The organism is Chitinophaga sancti, from assembly GCF_034424315.1.
GTDB classification, from domain to species: Bacteria; Bacteroidota; Bacteroidia; order Chitinophagales; family Chitinophagaceae; genus Chitinophaga; species Chitinophaga sancti.
In genome coordinates this window covers 5,759,867-5,775,640 of record NZ_CP139972.1, presented here as the reverse complement: position 1 = coordinate 5,775,640, position 15,774 = coordinate 5,759,867, and the positions used below count along the sequence as shown (strand labels likewise).

Below are 15,774 nucleotides of genomic sequence, written 5' to 3'. Positions count from 1 at the left end.
GCCTATTCCACAACGTTGATGGTTCTGTAAAAGCTCTCTTCCAGAGATATCAGTGTTTCGGTGCGTTCTATGCCTTTGATCTTCTGCAATTCATCATGGAGTATGCGGCGAAGTTGTGTAATGTCTTTACAGATAATCTCTGCAAACATGCTATAGCTACCAGTCGTATAGTTTAGACGTACCATCTCGGGTATCTTACGCAGTTCTTTGGCCACAGTGTCGTACATGGAGCTCTTTTCAAGGTAAATACCGATAAAGGCAATTACATCATAGCCGATCATTTTTAAATCTACATGTAATTTTGTACCTTTAACGATACCCAGTTCTTGTAATTTCTTCATTCTAACGTGGATCGTGCCACCGGAAACGAAAAGCTTCTTCCCGAGGTCAGCGTAGGAGATTTCTGCATTATGCATCATTTCACTGATGATCTGCAAATCGAGTTTGTCAATATTCAAATTGTGGCTCATTTTTACAATTTGTTTTTGTATCCGTTAAATTTACATGCAAATATTTGAAAAATATCGAATTTTCAAAAATTTTTCTTAAAAAATTTGCAAGAAAACGGTTATGTCTTTAGATTTGCATCATAATAATCATTCAAAACAACAGCGGCGTCAAAAAATACACGCCAAAATTGATGAAAAGGAATGAGAAGTTCTTAAAAATTGTGGGGTGATGAAATTTGGCAGACATGCCCTCTTGTCTCGGGGGTTGGGAGTCCAGGATAAACACAGCATAATGGGTTGACCACTAATCTTATTTGTGCTGCGGCTAACTGCCCAGTGGAGGTTCGAGTCCTCCCCCTACAGCCTTGGTTTAAAGCTGTTCCGTTCACGCGGAACAGCTTTTTTGTTTTTAAGACATTGCTGAACCCAAATGCGCATACGTCTCTTTTTATCAAATTCCTCCCCATTTCTTCAATAAGTTCCCCCTTTCAAAAGCATCAAAATCCTCCTGTTTCCAAATTCTCTTACTTTTGCAGCCAAATGGGCCAAAAAAAATTACAACGTTTCGCAGAAATTGAGACATTTCCGAATGTGCTGATCTACCCGGAAGGTATGCCGGGCAAATGGCAGTCATTCTATAAGAATATCAACCCGCTTACACTGGAACTTGCCTGTGGTAAGGGAGATTATACTATTGGACTCGCCAGGCGCTTCCCCGAAAGGAACTTCCTGGGTGTAGACCTGAAAGGTAACCGCATCTGGAGAGGAGCTAAAACCGCCATTGACGAAAACATCAATAACGCAGCCTTTCTCCGTACCCAGATCGATAAGCTTAATAACTATTTCGCCCCCGGCGAAATCAGTGAAGTATGGATCACCTTCCCCGATCCATTCCTGCGTCAGTCCAAATCCAAGAAAAGACTGACCCATCCTAAGTTCTTACAATTATATCAACCACTTTTGGCACCAGGCGGTACGATCAACCTGAAAACCGATTCTCCTGAACTTTACGCCTTTACCCAGGAAGTGATTGAACATAGTGGCTGTACTTTGGTGGAAGATATTCCCGATATTTATGCTTTACCGGAAGTACCTGCCCTTTTACAGATCAAGACATTTTATGAAAAAATGCACCTGGAAGATGGCAGAACAATCCGCTATCTTAAATTCAGATTGCCGGAACAACCAATGGACTGGAAGTCTATAAAATTACCATCGGATGCAGCCCCAGCTGAAGGAGGGAATTGATTTTTATTATAATGACGACGGCTACGTAGTACTCACCGCTGCTTTTCTCCTGAATAGGGGGTATTGCTGTGGGAATGGTTGCAGGCACTGTCCATACGATTACAAAAAAGTTCCGGAACCCCGCAGAACCGATCTACTTGCTGCCCGGAAGTTAAATAATAATGAAAAAGGCTGAGATCGCAGCCTTTTTCTGTTCTTGGCACGGAAAGTGCCCGTTATGTGTGACAATTCCGTAACCTTAAAAGGTGTACTTTGGCGTCTGCCGGGAAAAATGGTTATATTACAATGAGAGACGCTGTTGAACATCAACTTACTACTAGTCAACCTACTAGCATGTCAGTACTCAAACTAAAACTGGATCAGGACCAATTAGTGGAAGACTTCTTTGGGTCGACTCAGTTAATTGGTATCGTGTCTTCTGCACGGGATTATCAGGTGTGCTGGCAGGTAAATCGGGATCTGCACTATGATTTCAGGGTGAATAACTCCCTCGAAATCAACCTGACCAAAAACCAGCGGTCGTTTTTCTTCAGCGTTTTTGAATTTGAAGAGCCGACCAAATCAGCAGCTCATTATTTTTACAATAATCACTGCCAGGCAGAATTCCTGCTCCCCGAGCTGAAAAATGTAGATTATCTCTGGCTGATTAAAGGAGATTACTACCAGCTGCAGGATGTAAAAAAATTAATCGGGCAATTACGTCATGTAGAGCCCATACAATTAGTATCTTTATTGGATATTAGAAAGCTCGAAAACAAGATGAACCTCATCTTTTAACCGGCAGCAACCGGTTTTCCTCACCGAATCACACTATTGCATGAACAGTTCGATTGTTTCATGATTAAAATCTTTTTGTTATGTGGCAGGAGAAAGACAATCAATTATATCGTGCCTTTACATTTAAAGACTTTAAAGAAGCATTTTCATTTATGACCAAAGTGGCACTGATAGCGGAAAAAATGGATCATCACCCTAATTGGAACAATGTCTATAATAAGGTGGAGATTTACCTGAGCACGCATGACGCCGGGAACGCTATCACCGACAAGGACCATGCACTGGCGAAAGCTATAGATGGTTGCCTATAAATTTTATACTTAAACAGTGATTCGGATCTTTTTCTTATTACTGTTGTTTTGTTACTCCAATATAGCCAAGGGCAACAAAGCTGCAAAAGACACGCTGGCAACAGATTTCAATAATCTTCCAAGCAGTTTTGATCTGCGGCCCTGGTTACTGAGCATTGAAGAAACGGGAGGACAAGTAACACCACAACAGGTACCCAATTTAGAATTTAACCACAACGTCTCACTTTTCCACGACTCGAAGAAGAATAATGGAAAAGGACACGATTGCTGGCTGCGTCTATCCGTAAAAAATACAGGTAGTGAGGATTCTGTACTTTCCCTCTTTGCAGGATGGCATGATCATATGTACTGGTACGTACAGGAAGGCCAGCAATTACGCCTCCTGGTAAAAACTGGTATGATGCTGGACAGAGACGATATTCGCCGGTGGGAACATTATGCCTTTCCCCTGATAGTACCTCCCGGTCAGACACGTACTTTCTACTTACATATCAATAACCAATTCTTTAACGAGAACCCACTCATGCCTGTATTGTATGATGCCATGCAATACAATAACTTCCGGAATACCACACTGGCACATTTCCGCAAGGAAGCTGCAATGATCTTTATGCTGCTGGGCATGCTGCTCGTGTGCCTTACCATAGCAGTGATCAACTATATACAGTTGCCGGATCGCTCCTATCTCTACTTTGCTGCATACATGCTGGGCCTGATCCTATTCTTTGCACTTCGCCTGGATAGTAAACCTTACCAGTTATCTATCTTTTATAAATGGCCCATGCTGAAATATTACTGGGATGTGCCTGCATTGTTATTCTGTTTCTATCTCATGTACCTGGCCTTTGGAAAATCGTTTCTCAACCTGCAGGAGCGGTATCCCTTTATGGAAAGGCTGTTCAATATCTTTGCTTCCTGCATCGGGGGAATTATTATCATCTGTTTTTATTGCATAGCCAGGGGAATGTACCAGGTGCCGGGAATGATCTATAGCTATGTTTACCTGGCTACCCTCCTGCCCCTGCTGGCAGTATTTGCTGCACTGGCTAAGCGTTCGCGCCACCATCCGCTGGTGCGCTTCTTCCTCTTTGGTTCGCTGTGCTTTTATATGGCAAGTTTTGGTTCCTTCCTGATGCTGATAAGACCACTGGGGCTGATCAGCGCTTTGGGAGAATTGTCAGCTCCTTCCCTGCTGATCATTATCGGAGTGCTTATGCAATCTATGTTCTTCCTGGCAGGACTGAGTTATCGCAACAAACTGGTGCACCACGAAAGAACCCGTACACAGGAATTACTGATCAAACAGCTAAATAAAAATAAGGAACTGCAACACAAGCTGAATGAACAACTGGAAGAACTTGTGAAAGAACAAACTACAGAAATTCTGCGCAAGAAACAGGAGCTGGAAGAGCAACGTAAAATACACCTGGAAACAGAGTACAATAAAAAACTGACAGAGATAGAACTCAAAGCCATCCGGGCACAGATCAATCCTCACTTCATTTTCAATTGCCTCAATTCCATACAGCTGTTCGTCATGCAGCGGGATTATGAATATGCACAAAAATACCTGTCTGATTTCTCTTACCTGATCAGGAAAACACTGGATTTCTCAAGACGAAATTTCATATCATTAGCTGATGAAATTGCGTATCTCAACACTTATCTTGGACTGGAAAAAATGCGGTTTGAAAACAAGATGGAATATGAGCTGATAGTAGATCCGCTAATTGCTACGGCAGAACTGGAGATCCCGGCCATGCTGCTGCAACCCTATGTAGAAAATGCTGTAAAATACGGGATGACTAATTCCCGTGACCATATCGGACAATTGCTGATACAATTTAACCAGGTAGAACCAGATATGCTGGAATGTCTGATTGAAGACAATGGTATGGGTATTAACAGATCGAAGTCCATGCGTACATTGCCCAAGCATCACCAGTCTTCCGGCATGGAGATCAGCTCTAACCGCGCTGAATTGCTAAACAAAATGTACAACACCGGAATTCACATAGACATCATTGATAAATCGGAGAAAAATTCTGTGGAAAGTGGTACTATTGTGCGGATACTTATTCCCCAATTGTAGGCCAACTACTACTCTTTAGACTTTTATGATAAAGGCCGTAATTATAGATGACGAGCGCAATAGCCGGGACATTATTTCCCTTATGCTGGAAAAATATTGTCCGCAGGTAGAAATTGTAGCTACTGCTTCTGACTGTGCTGATGGCATTGCCACCATCCGGAAATTCCAGCCCGAGCTGGTCTTTCTCGACCTTGAAATGCCTGATGGAACCGGGTTTGATGTATTACTCGGCACACAGGATGTAACACCTTTCGAAGCGGTATTTGTCACTGCTTTTGAAAAGAAATTTCTGCATACCATCCGCTTCAGCGAAGTGGAAATAATATTAAAACCGATAGACCGGGAAAGCTTAACTACTGCCATTACTGTTATCAGTGCACGACTGGCAGCAGGTAAGAGCAAAGAACGGTACAAAGTACTACTGGGAAATTTTAGTAAGGGCCGAAATACAAGTATGGAGCTGGTATTGCCACAGGTGGAAGGAGATGATAAAAAAATCGGCCTGACAACCATCACTTATCTTGAGGCTTCCGGTGATAAAACTTTATTCTACCTGGATGATCATCATCAGGTGCTGGCGAACCGGCCGTTCAGGTATTATGCAGATCTGTTCAGTACTTTGAAATTTTACCAGGTCAATAATCTGCAGATGGTGCAAATGAGTCAGATCGGGCATGTAAGTACGGAAGGAGGAAATGTGGTGATGCGCAATGGCGTAACCCTGGAAATTGCGGAACGGCGAAAGAAAGATCTGTTGCTACATTTGAAACAATATAAATAAAACCAGTTTTCATAATAACAAAAGGGGCTGTCTCGAAATTTGAGACAGCCCCTTAATTATGTAAGGTTGGGAGTTGCTTATCCGTTCATGGAGATCAGGAACTCTTCATTATTTTTAGTCCCCCTCATGTGCTGTAACATGAAGTGCATAGATTCTTCTGTATTCATATCCGCGAGGTGATTGCGGAGAATGTGCAGGCGTTTCAGATGATCTTTATCAAGGAGCAGATCATCACGGCGGGTAGAGGAAGCTGATACGTCGATGGCAGGGAAGATACGTCTGTTCGCCAGTTTACGATCCAGTTGTAATTCCATGTTACCGGTACCTTTGAATTCTTCGAAGATCACTTCGTCCATTTTAGAACCAGTATCGATCAGTGCAGTAGCGAGGATGGTGAGTGAACCACCATTTTCGATCTTACGGGCTGCACCAAAGAATTGTTTTGGTTTCTGCATAGCATTTGCTTCCACACCACCACTCAGTACCTTACCAGAAGCAGGAGCTACGGTATTGTGGGCACGGGCGAGACGGGTGATAGAATCCAGCAGGATCACCACATCATGTCCGCATTCTACCAGGCGTTTTGCCTTTTGCAGGGCGATGGCAGAAACTTTCACATGTTTTTCGGCTGGTTCATCGAAGGTAGAAGCGATGACTTCTGCCTTTACGCTACGTTCCATATCGGTTACCTCTTCCGGACGCTCATCGATGAGCACTACCATTAGATAAACTTCGGGGTGATTCGTTGCGATTGCGTTAGCTACTTCTTTCAGCAACATGGTTTTACCAACCTTTGGCTGTGCTACAATCAAACCACGCTGACCTTTACCGATAGGGGTAAACATGTCCATGATACGGGTAGAGTAGTTATTGGAAGTAGTAGTAAGACGCAGTTTCTCGAAAGGAAACAGCGGTGTCAGGTAATCGAAAGGTACGCGGTCACGTACTTCTTCAGGTGATTTACCATTGATAGTTTCTACTTTCAGGAGTGCGAAATATTTCTCACCTTCTTTCGGAGGTCTAACGGAACCTTTAACGGTATCGCCTGTTTTCAGACCGAATAATTTGATCTGGGAAGGAGACACGTAAATATCATCAGGAGAACTGAGGTAGTTATAATCGGAAGAGCGGAGGAAACCATAGCCATCAGGCATCATTTCGAGTACACCTTCACTGAGGATAATACCATCAAATTCTATATTGAAAGCAGGTTCTTTCTGCTTGTTGTTGAAACGTTGTTTCTGCGGCACAATAGGCTCTTCAGGCATTACGAAGTCGTCGTCATCCTCTTCCTCCTCTTCTTCTTCCTCGTCTTCTTCCACTACTTTTTTAGCAGCAGCAACGGGTGCCTTGGTAGCAATTACTTCTTCCTCTTCATCCTCCTCGTCTTCAGTGAACTGAGGGATGATTTCATCGTCGTCGTCATCAAATGTCAGGGAAGGAATACTATCCAGGTCTATATCGAAGTTTTTCTTTTTGGGTTTGTTGTCGGATGCCTTAGGTTCTTCAACTTCTTTAGCTTTATTGAGTGATCCAGGTTTTCTGCCGCGTTTTGGTTTTTCATCTGATGCGGCTTCTGCTACTGGTTCTTCGTGTTCGTGCTCGTCTTCCTTTTTTGTTGATTTCCGTTTACGTGTCTTCTTTTCTTCTCCATTGGCCGGGTTACCTTCTGAGGCCATTACTGCCTGCTTGTCGAGAATTTTGTAGATAAGATCCTGTTTGCTCAGTTTTTTGGCGTTTGGCACATCCAGTTTCTCTGCAATGTCAAGCAGCTCAGGAACGAGCATGTCGTTCAGTTGTAAGATGTCGTACATCATCGTGTGTTGTCAAATTTTAGAAGTGTTGCAAGGTGGGTACCACTACATACCAACATACACCAATTACAAAATAATTGTTTTTTGAGTCCAATAAATTTAATCTGGTTATTAAATCTGATAGGGAATGTTGAGTTTAGGACTGTCGATTAGGATGGAAATTTGAACTTAATCAGACAGATTGTAACGCAAGATTAAAACAACTTTCTCTATTATCCAAAAAAAAAGCAGGTTCCCAAAAGCCTGTAATCCGGCCCTGAGGCAGCTTGGAGAGCGGTTTCAGGAAGGAAAACAGCGGCCCACAGCCTGTCTCCGGATATGGTACCGCATATTGCCAGCAACATTCCTGCCAAATCGGGGATAACAGTATTTTTCCACATTTAACATTTTATTTGGAAACCCGGACTTAGGGTTAATTTTTCCCCAAGCCTGGAAAAGACCTGAAATCAGGAAAGGGGGTAAAAAATTAAAATTGATTCAAGCCCAAAAAAGGCGGTGTTATGCAGTATGCTTCCTATCACTTAAATTTGCAGTCCTAAAATATATACATATATGAGCCAAAGAACGAAGGTTAAGCAGATACTGCTTGACGAAAAAACAGACTACAACGTAGTGGTAAAAGGTTGGATACGGTCGTTCCGTAACAATCAGTTTATAGCTCTGAACGATGGCTCTACCAATAATAATATCCAGATTGTATTGGACCAGAATTCCGTTTCTGCTGAACTAATCAAGCGCCTTACCACGGGTGCCTCTATCAGCGTATCAGGTACTGTAATCCCATCCCTGGGTAAAGGTCAGCGCGTAGAAATCAAAGCTGTGGAACTGGAAGTACTCGGTGATTGTGACGGTGAAAAATATCCCCTGCAGCTGAAAAACCGCCCGAGCCTGGAATATCTGCGTGAAATTGCGCACCTGCGCTTCCGTACCAATACCTTTGGAGCCGTATTCCGCCTCCGTCATTCACTGGCATTTGCTGTACACAAATTCTTTAACGAAAAAGGCTTTGTTTACCTGCACACCCCTATCATTACCGCCAGTGATGCTGAAGGTGCCGGCGAAATGTTCCGTGTAAGTACCCTGGATCCCAAAAATCCGCCACTGACAGAAAACGGTGATATTGATTATAAAGAAGACTTCTTCGGTAAAGCCACCAACCTGACCGTATCCGGCCAGCTGGAAGGCGAACTGGGAGCAATGGCATTTGGCGATATCTACACCTTCGGACCTACCTTCCGCGCTGAGAATTCCAATACAGCCCGCCACCTTGCCGAATTCTGGATGATCGAACCAGAAATGGCTTTCTATGATCTGGAAGACAATATGAACCTGGCAGAAGAATTCATTAAATCCGTAATCAGCTATGCACTGGCCAATAACAGGGAAGACCTGGAATTCCTGGCTGCACGCCTTGCTGAAGAAGAAAAACAGAAACCACAGCAGGAAAGAAGTGAAATGGGGCTGATCGAAAAACTGGAGTTTGTACTGAACAATGAATTCCAGCGCCTCACTTACACTGAAGCAATTGACATTCTGAAAAACAGTAAGCCAAATAAATCCAAGAAATTCAACTACCTGATCGAAGAATGGGGTGCAGATCTGCAGAGTGAACACGAACGTTACCTGGTAGAAAAACACTTCAGGAAACCAGTGATCCTCACAGATTATCCTGCCGCTATCAAGGCATTCTACATGAAGCAGAACGCAGATGGTAAGACTGTAAGAGCAATGGATATCCTCTTCCCTGGCATTGGTGAAATCGTAGGTGGTTCACAGCGTGAAGAAAGCCTTGATAAGCTGGTAAAACGCATGGAAGAAATGAAACTGCCTGTTGAAGAAATGAGCTGGTACCTGGATACAAGACGCTTTGGTACTGCGCCACACGCAGGTTTTGGCTTAGGTTTCGAAAGACTGGTACTGTTTGTAACTGGTATGGGTAATATCAGAGACGTCATTCCTTTCCCAAGAACACCGAAGAGTGCAGAGTTTTAATTTATAATATGCACAATATTTAGAATAGCTCCGGGTGAAAATCCGGAGCTATTTTTTTATGGAATTTCTTTACGGCCGTGTCTATATTATAAATCTTTAGTTATGGCTGAAATGAACACCCAATCCAATCCTGGCAAACAAAGAGGTGGCCAGCGCGCAAAGAAACTGAGTACCCGGGTAGATATGACCCCTATGGTTGACCTGGGATTTCTGTTAATCACCTTTTTCATGCTGACCACCACCCTGCTCCAACCCAAAACCATGGACCTCATTATGCCCCGTGAAGACGGAGATCCCCAACCACTGGCGGAAAGCAATGCAATGACAGTACTGCTCGGTGCTAATAATACCGTGAAATACTACGAAGGCATGTATCATCCCGAAGACGTGAAAACCGCCAGCTACGCGGAGATCAGGGATGCGATCATCAAAAAAAGAGCAGATATTCTCAGGAAAACAGGCGATAATAAACTAATGGTGCTGATCAAAGCCAACAACAACGCTAACTACAAAAATGTAGTAGACATCATGGACGAAATGCTGATCAACCGCGTAGACCGCTATGCCATGGTAGACATTACAGACGAAGAAAAAGCATTACTGAAATAGGCATTTTCGATACCTTAGTAAGGTAAATCGCATTAACACTATGGTAACCACTCATTCCATCCCTGTTGTAGACCTCGCCGCCTTTACCAAAGGCGACGCAGCCAGCAAGGCAGCCTTTGTGCAGCAGCTGGGTAAAGCTTACGAAGAAGTAGGATTTGTAGCAGTAAAAAATCACGGTATTCCTGACAAACTGATTGAAGACCTGTATAAATATGTACAGCAATTCTTCGCACTGCCAGCTGATGTAAAGAGCAGTTACGAAATTCCGGAACTGGCAGGCCAGCGGGGTTATACCTCATTTGGTAAAGAACACGCAAAAGGATTTGAAGCACCCGATCTGAAAGAATTTTTCCAGTTTGGACAAACTGTTACAGACGGTGATCCAATTGCCAAAGAATATCCGGATAATGTAGCAGTAAAAGAATTACCCGCATTTACTCCTACCTGCACAGCAGCCTACAAAGCTTTTGAAACATCAGGTATCTCCCTGTTACAGGCAATTGCACTGTATCTCGGACTGGAGGAACACTACTTTGATCAATTTGTCCACAATGGTAATTCTATCCTGAGAGCCATCCATTATCCTCCTATCAAAGAAGAACCTAAATCTGCTATCCGTGCAGAACAGCATGAGGATATTAATCTGATTACCCTGCTGGTAGGTGCTTCTGCCGACGGTTTGCAGATCCTGGATAAACAAAATAACTGGGTACCGGTTACCTCTCTGCCAGAGCAGATCGTAGTCAATGTTGGAGATATGCTGCAAAGACTCACGAACAATAAACTGAGGTCTACCACTCACCGCGTGGTAAATCCACCCCGTGAATTATGGGGTACCAGCCGCTTTTCTATACCGTTCTTCCTGCATCCTAAATCAGAGATGCCGCTGAATTGCCTTGAAAGCACTATCGATGCCGAACATCCGAAAGAGTATGACCCTATTACGGCAGGTGAATACCTGGATGAACGACTGAGAGAGATAGGATTGAAGAAATAAATCTCCTTTTTTAGGAAGCCGGCCCCGCAATGGCCGGCTTTTTTATGATAATTATCATAGTTAGCCCAACAAAATCAAGCTTTTGTCGCTTAAATGTTTGATATTTTCAATATTTTATTGAAATTCGGGCAGCCTTAATTTCCCGCATAAAGTGTTTCTTCGTCATATTCCATTCCTGCGGGCTGTTTTTTTGCACAGTCTAACAGCCTATGGTGGCCCGCAAGGTCACCTGGCTATGATGTTGAAAACATTCGTCCAGCAACGCAGAGATTTAACAGAGGCGGAACTGATGGAGTACAATGCCTTCTGTCAGCTCCTTCCCGGCGCCTCCTCTTCACAAACGCTCACCCTGATAGGCTACAAACGCGGCGGAGTACCATTAGCGGTAGTTACGCTCCTCATATGGATAGCACCAGCCTGTTTGCTGATGGGATCTCTCAGTTTCCTCCTACAATACTTTGATCAGAAAGCCCTGCATACAGATATTTTCAAGTACGTACAGCCCATGGCGGTAGGCTTCCTTATTTTCGGCAGCCTCCGTGCTTTCAGTATCAGTATCCGTAACCTTGCGACCTTCATCATCATGATGGTAGCTTTACTGACCGCTATCTATCTGAAGTCGCCATGGACTTTTCCCGCATTGATCATCCTGGGAGGCATCGTATCTAATTTCAGTAATAAACGTATTCCCGATATTCCGGATCAGCCTAAAAAGATACAGTGGACAAACATCTGGTTGTTTGCCACCCTCTTTATACTCGCCGGTGTGTTCTCCGAAGTAGCGCGTACGCACAACTGGATGACCCGTCGTCCATTCAACCTGTTTGAAAACTTCTATCGCTTCGGCAGCCTTGTATTTGGTGGTGGAGATATCCTGATCGCAATGATGCTGGAACAGTATGTAACCCGCTCCAAATCGGCGTTTATGAGTGCTGAAGAGTTGCTGACAGGAGCTGGTATTATGCGTGCCTTACCCGGGCCAACATTCTCCATTACTGCTTATGTAGGTGGTATGGTTATGCACAACCTGGGTCCGGGTTATCAGCTACTGGGTTGTGTACTGGCACCCGTAGCTATATTTTTACCCAGCCTTCTACTGGTATTATTCTTCTTCCCTATCTGGACAAACCTGAAAAAATACGTCGTCATATACCGTGCACTGGAAGGTATCAATGCAACAGTAGTAGGTATCATGTGGGCAGCGACCATCATGTTATTCATGGCCATCACACCCACATGGTATAATATTCTGATCACCCTCAGTACATTGGCTATCCTGGCATTTTCACGTCTCCCCTCTCCTTTTATCGTACTCGCCTGTCTGCTACTGGGCTGGCTGATGTAATGTATCAGGATGCCCGCTTACCATTACCCAGACTGGCTTTCAACTGGCTAAACAAGTCAGTGCTTTTTGTATGCACGACTTTCATTTTCTTCACAGTACGCTTTTTACCACTCGCTTTTTGTTTGATAATCTTCAGCAGTTCTGCATGATATTCATCTTTGAACTGACTGATATCGAATTCCGTGGTATAGCTCTCTACCAGTTTTACGGCCATATCCAGTTCTTTCTTCTGGATCTTTGATGTAGTACCAGCAGGCAAAGCCAGTTCATCAGCAGAGCGTATTTCTTCCTGAAAACGGAGCTGATGCAGCAGCAAATAATTATCGCGTGGACGAATAACTACAAGGTGTTCACTGGTACGCAACACAAACCGGCCAATGCCTGCCTTGCCGGTATGCTGAAGCGTTTTCAGCAATAATGCATATGCCTTTGCACCTGATTTTTCAGGCTCGATAAAGTAAGGGGTTTCAAAATAAATATCATCAATTTCAGTTTCCTCTACAAAAGATTCAATGGAGATGATCTTTGTTTTCTCAGGACTTGCTGCCTGGAAATCTTCATCATCCAGTATGATGTATTCATCATTGTACAGGAATCCTTTTACAATTCTATCCCATGGCACTTCTTTGCCGGTTCCTTCATTTACACGGTGGAATTTTATGTGTGCATGATCACGCTTGTCAAGCATGTCGAGGTCGAGTCTGCTATCCTGAACAGCGCTATACAATTTCACCGGAATATTGACCAGCCCGAAGCCGATGGTTCCTGACCATATTGCTCTCTTCATTTACACGGTGGAATTTTATGTGTGCATGATCACGCTTGTCAAGCATGTCGAGGTCGAGTCTGCTATCCTGAACAGCGCTATACAATTTCACCGGAATATTGACCAGCCCGAAGCCGATGGTTCCTGACCATATTGCTCTCATAAGTTATTCATTTATCATTTTATTGGCATTCAAAGGATATGCCATGGCACGCCTTTTGGATTTTTCATCTGTAAAAACCTTTGTTTATGGAAAAGCCAGGTGAAATGACAACACTTACCAGGGTGTTAGAAAAACTGCATAATAAGGGTCTGGATCATGAGTTAATAATGAGTGATCACGGCCGGTTGCAGAATAAAGAAAAACAAAAAATCTACAACCCTGATGAGTTGAAGATTATTAAAACTTACCGGTTTGAAGGAGAATCAGATCCAGGCGATATGTCAATATTATATCTCATAGAAGACAAGGAAGGCGAAATTGGCTACGTACTGGATGCCTATGGTGCTTATAGTACGCACGAAGAGTCAGGATTTGATGAATTTATCCAGAAAATACCGGTAGAAGACCGAGAAGATCAGTTGATCTTTGCCTAATTGATAACTACTTCAACTTATTAAAAGACGGACGATTGTTAATTACGATCGTCCGTCTTCCATAAATTTCAACAATACCCGCTCATCATTGTGTAACCCTCCCTTCGCCTCTTTTTCCCTGCCTGCCTTCAATGCTTCCAGATACGGATCCAGCTTACACTGTTCATATGCTTCCACAAGACGGGGATGGATATAATACTTCTTACACACAGCCCTCGTATTTCCCAGTTTTCCGGCCACGCTATCTATGATCCCAACCAGGTTTTGCTTACACTCATGTTGCGATGTGAATGGCGTTAGATCTGCCAGCAGATTCAATGCATGCAAAGTTCCCGACCAGGTGCGAAAATCCTTGCAGGTAAAATCTTCACCGGTCCATATTTTCAGGTATTCATTGATATCTCCTGAATCAAGTGATTTGTGTTCACCCCCTTCATAATATTGAAACAATTCCTGACCGGGAATATCCCGTACTTTCTGTAATAACCTGGCGAGCTGGCGGTGTTTCAGTGTGATCTGGTGCATGACACCTTTCTTTCCCTTGAACTTGAAAAAGGCAGTACCGCCACTGATCTTCACATGCTGATCGCGTAGCGTAGTGAGCCCATAGGAGCCATACAGTTTTTCATACGCCACATTGCCTACCCGAATTAAGGTTTCCTGCATTACGCTGAGTGCGATTGCAATTACTTTTTCCTTGTCGAGCATTTTCTTTTTCAGCGCATTGTCAATATGGCGGCGCAATTGCGGTAGTTTCTCCCCAAAATGTAGCAGGCGATCGTACTTGGTTTCATTGCGGACTTTTGCCCATGTAGAATGATAGCGGTATTGCCTTCTGCCCATGGCATCGATGCCTGTTGCCTGGAGATGACCATTGGAATAAGGAGAGATCCATACTTCCTGCCAGGCGGGTGGAATTACTAAACCGCGGATGCGTTGCAAAGTATCTTCATCGGTGATCTTTTCTCCATGCTGGTCCTGATAGTAAAATCCACTTTTTTTTTCACACGGGAATAACCAGTTGTACCTGATCTTACATATCTCAATTTCACGGCCTTTGCGGTGGCCGTTGCTGCTGCGACTAGATCCATAGCTGTAACATATTTGAAGTAAAAAGGCTCCATACATACATTATGCAGGAGCCTCTGAGGGTTTTCAATAATTAGCAGGAAAATTATTCTGCGGAAGCTTCTTCATTGATAGAAGATTCTGCTATTTGTGTGAGCAGGCTATCTGCTTCCTTTTCTTCATTCAGTGTCTGCTCTAAAACAGCAGCTACATCATCATTGCCCATGACATGTGCGAGTGTACGCAGGCTACCATATGCAGCGATTTCATAGTGTTCTATTTTTTGTGAGCAGATGATGATGCCCGCATCTCTTACCGCGGTATCTTCTTCTGTATCTTCTACCACTTCCTGTCCTTCTGCAATCAGGCCTTCCATGGCTTCACATTTTTTTGCTCTTGGTGCCTGCCCCAGCATTTCGAATACTTGTTCTAATCTTTCAACATGACCCTTTGTTTGCTCCTGGTGCTCGGTAATTGCATTGACCAATTCTTCGGAAGTGGCTGCTTTAGCCATCTTACCGAGGGCTTTCACCAGATTTTTTTCAGCCCAGTAAATATCTTTCAACTCTTCATTAAAAAGTTTCTGAAATTTAGATTCGGGCATAGCATTTTTCGAAGTAGATTTTTTTGCAGCTGTGCCACTTTTTGATTGGGTTTTGGTAATAGTTGCCATAATTTTTGGAGTTTTATGTGTTAAGCTTTTGGATTAGGTGGAGTACGATGTGTATCGTGATCAGGCACCTCGTTCGGGACCGGGTTTCTTTCTGGCCCCTGCGGTGATGGCGGAGGAGTTATCTCCGGACCGGGAGCCGGGTTTGGATTCGTTGGAGGTGGTTGTATGGGTTGCTTTTCAGGTACGCCTCCAGGCGGCGGATCACCCGCGAATATTGTATAGTGTAACATGGTGATTAGTTTTTACAGAATTAAA

General features: G+C 43.6%; 18 protein-coding genes. 11 read left to right on the top strand and 7 right to left on the bottom strand.

Annotated elements, in window-relative coordinates:
- Window positions 1-2 precede the first annotated feature (2 nt).
- On the bottom strand, window positions 3-470 hold the full coding sequence (locus U0033_RS22580) for an Lrp/AsnC ligand binding domain-containing protein (RefSeq protein WP_012788686.1): 468 nt from the start codon (window positions 468-470) through the stop codon (window positions 3-5).
- 519 nt (window positions 471-989) lie between these two features.
- Between U0033_RS22580 and trmB the strand changes: the two genes are divergently transcribed.
- The 6 genes from trmB (at window position 990) to U0033_RS22550 (ending at window position 5,658) form a co-directional block, all read left to right on the top strand.
- Window positions 990-1,697: a tRNA (guanosine(46)-N7)-methyltransferase TrmB gene (gene trmB / locus U0033_RS22575; protein ID WP_072362844.1), complete on the top strand. Its 708-nt coding sequence runs from the start codon at window positions 990-992 to the stop codon at window positions 1,695-1,697.
- Complete coding sequence (locus U0033_RS22570; protein ID WP_072362843.1) at window positions 1,669-1,872, top strand: DUF5522 domain-containing protein; 204 nt, start codon at window positions 1,669-1,671, stop codon at window positions 1,870-1,872. Before trmB ends, U0033_RS22570 begins: the two co-directional genes overlap by 29 nt.
- A 158-nt stretch (window positions 1,873-2,030) precedes the next feature.
- Window positions 2,031-2,474, top strand: a complete 444-nt coding sequence (locus U0033_RS22565) for an IPExxxVDY family protein (protein WP_072362842.1) — start codon at window positions 2,031-2,033, stop codon at window positions 2,472-2,474.
- 80 nt (window positions 2,475-2,554) lie between these two features.
- On the top strand, window positions 2,555-2,785 hold the full coding sequence (locus tag U0033_RS22560; protein WP_072362841.1) for a 4a-hydroxytetrahydrobiopterin dehydratase: 231 nt from the start codon (window positions 2,555-2,557) through the stop codon (window positions 2,783-2,785).
- 16 nt (window positions 2,786-2,801) lie between these two features.
- Complete coding sequence (locus U0033_RS22555) at window positions 2,802-4,877, top strand: histidine kinase (RefSeq protein WP_083571619.1); 2,076 nt, start codon at window positions 2,802-2,804, stop codon at window positions 4,875-4,877.
- A gap of 25 nt (window positions 4,878-4,902) precedes the next feature.
- Entirely contained in the window at window positions 4,903-5,658 is a 756-nt protein-coding gene (locus U0033_RS22550) for a LytR/AlgR family response regulator transcription factor (protein WP_072362839.1), read from the top strand.
- A gap of 77 nt (window positions 5,659-5,735) precedes the next feature.
- Here the strand turns inward: U0033_RS22550 and rho are convergent, their stop codons facing one another.
- Window positions 5,736-7,472, bottom strand: coding sequence for a transcription termination factor Rho (gene rho, locus U0033_RS22545; RefSeq protein WP_072362838.1), 1,737 nt, complete (start codon window positions 7,470-7,472; stop codon window positions 5,736-5,738).
- A gap of 552 nt (window positions 7,473-8,024) precedes the next feature.
- Between rho and asnS the strand changes: the two genes are divergently transcribed.
- From asnS to chrA, 4 genes are all read left to right on the top strand, one after another.
- Window positions 8,025-9,464: an asparagine--tRNA ligase gene (gene asnS / locus U0033_RS22540; RefSeq protein WP_072362837.1), complete on the top strand. Its 1,440-nt coding sequence runs from the start codon at window positions 8,025-8,027 to the stop codon at window positions 9,462-9,464.
- 102 nt (window positions 9,465-9,566) lie between these two features.
- Window positions 9,567-10,073 (top strand): ExbD/TolR family protein, encoded by a 507-nt coding sequence (locus U0033_RS22535; protein WP_072362836.1) that lies wholly within the window; start codon window positions 9,567-9,569, stop codon window positions 10,071-10,073.
- Between the two features lie 40 nt (window positions 10,074-10,113).
- Window positions 10,114-11,070, top strand: coding sequence for an isopenicillin N synthase family dioxygenase (locus tag U0033_RS22530; protein ID WP_072362835.1), 957 nt, complete (start codon window positions 10,114-10,116; stop codon window positions 11,068-11,070).
- A gap of 190 nt (window positions 11,071-11,260) precedes the next feature.
- A complete protein-coding gene (gene chrA / locus U0033_RS22525) occupies window positions 11,261-12,415 on the top strand; it encodes a chromate efflux transporter (protein ID WP_245801804.1) in 1,155 nt (384 codons plus the stop codon).
- Window positions 12,416-12,419: 4 nt separating this feature from the next.
- On the opposite strand, the gene ku is transcribed toward chrA, so the two are convergent.
- Window positions 12,420-13,202, bottom strand: coding sequence for a non-homologous end joining protein Ku (ku, locus tag U0033_RS22520; RefSeq protein ID WP_072362833.1), 783 nt, complete (start codon window positions 13,200-13,202; stop codon window positions 12,420-12,422).
- The gene (locus U0033_RS22515) at window positions 13,135-13,344 is read right to left on the bottom strand and encodes a Ku protein (RefSeq protein WP_143150785.1); all 210 of its coding nucleotides are present in this window, start codon (window positions 13,342-13,344) and stop codon (window positions 13,135-13,137) included. The genes ku and U0033_RS22515 overlap by 68 nt, the downstream gene beginning before the upstream one ends.
- Window positions 13,345-13,430: 86 nt before the next feature.
- On the opposite strand from U0033_RS22515, the gene U0033_RS22510 reads away from it, so the two are divergent.
- Window positions 13,431-13,778 (top strand): hypothetical protein, encoded by a 348-nt coding sequence (locus U0033_RS22510; protein ID WP_072362832.1) that lies wholly within the window; start codon window positions 13,431-13,433, stop codon window positions 13,776-13,778.
- 42 nt (window positions 13,779-13,820) lie between these two features.
- On the opposite strand, the gene U0033_RS22505 is transcribed toward U0033_RS22510, so the two are convergent.
- The 3 genes from U0033_RS22505 to U0033_RS22495 are packed head-to-tail and all read right to left on the bottom strand — an operon-like array spanning window position 13,821 to window position 15,749.
- Window positions 13,821-14,906 carry a DNA topoisomerase IB gene (locus U0033_RS22505; RefSeq protein WP_218164049.1) on the bottom strand — a complete coding sequence of 362 codons (1,086 nt, stop codon included), beginning with the start codon at window positions 14,904-14,906 and terminating at the stop codon, window positions 13,821-13,823.
- A 46-nt stretch (window positions 14,907-14,952) separates the two neighbouring features.
- Window positions 14,953-15,519: a YciE/YciF ferroxidase family protein gene (locus U0033_RS22500; protein ID WP_072362831.1), complete on the bottom strand. Its 567-nt coding sequence runs from the start codon at window positions 15,517-15,519 to the stop codon at window positions 14,953-14,955.
- 20 nt (window positions 15,520-15,539) lie between these two features.
- A complete protein-coding gene (locus U0033_RS22495; RefSeq protein ID WP_143150784.1) occupies window positions 15,540-15,749 on the bottom strand; it encodes a hypothetical protein in 210 nt (69 codons plus the stop codon).
- Window positions 15,750-15,774: the final 25 nt, after the last annotated feature.

Excerpts from the sequence above, each read along its gene's own strand:
- U0033_RS22580 (WP_012788686.1), bottom strand. The coding sequence starts at position 470 with ATGAGCCACAATTTGAATATTGACAAACTCGATTTGCAGATCATCAGT.
- trmB (WP_072362844.1), top strand. The coding sequence starts at position 990 with ATGGGCCAAAAAAAATTACAACGTTTCGCAGAAATTGAGACATTTCCG.
- U0033_RS22570 (WP_072362843.1), top strand. The coding sequence starts at position 1,669 with ATGCAGCCCCAGCTGAAGGAGGGAATTGATTTTTATTATAATGACGAC.
- U0033_RS22565 (WP_072362842.1), top strand. The coding sequence starts at position 2,031 with ATGTCAGTACTCAAACTAAAACTGGATCAGGACCAATTAGTGGAAGAC.
- U0033_RS22560 (WP_072362841.1), top strand. The coding sequence starts at position 2,555 with ATGTGGCAGGAGAAAGACAATCAATTATATCGTGCCTTTACATTTAAA.
- U0033_RS22550 (WP_072362839.1), top strand. The coding sequence starts at position 4,903 with ATGATAAAGGCCGTAATTATAGATGACGAGCGCAATAGCCGGGACATT.
- rho (WP_072362838.1), bottom strand. The coding sequence starts at position 7,472 with ATGTACGACATCTTACAACTGAACGACATGCTCGTTCCTGAGCTGCTT.
- asnS (WP_072362837.1), top strand. The coding sequence starts at position 8,025 with ATGAGCCAAAGAACGAAGGTTAAGCAGATACTGCTTGACGAAAAAACA.
- U0033_RS22535 (WP_072362836.1), top strand. The coding sequence starts at position 9,567 with ATGGCTGAAATGAACACCCAATCCAATCCTGGCAAACAAAGAGGTGGC.
- U0033_RS22530 (WP_072362835.1), top strand. The coding sequence starts at position 10,114 with ATGGTAACCACTCATTCCATCCCTGTTGTAGACCTCGCCGCCTTTACC.
- ku (WP_072362833.1), bottom strand. The coding sequence starts at position 13,202 with ATGAAGAGAGCAATATGGTCAGGAACCATCGGCTTCGGGCTGGTCAAT.
- U0033_RS22515 (WP_143150785.1), bottom strand. The coding sequence starts at position 13,344 with ATGAGAGCAATATGGTCAGGAACCATCGGCTTCGGGCTGGTCAATATT.
- U0033_RS22510 (WP_072362832.1), top strand. The coding sequence starts at position 13,431 with ATGGAAAAGCCAGGTGAAATGACAACACTTACCAGGGTGTTAGAAAAA.
- U0033_RS22505 (WP_218164049.1), bottom strand. The coding sequence starts at position 14,906 with ATGTATGGAGCCTTTTTACTTCAAATATGTTACAGCTATGGATCTAGT.
- U0033_RS22500 (WP_072362831.1), bottom strand. The coding sequence starts at position 15,519 with ATGGCAACTATTACCAAAACCCAATCAAAAAGTGGCACAGCTGCAAAA.
- U0033_RS22495 (WP_143150784.1), bottom strand. The coding sequence starts at position 15,749 with ATGTTACACTATACAATATTCGCGGGTGATCCGCCGCCTGGAGGCGTA.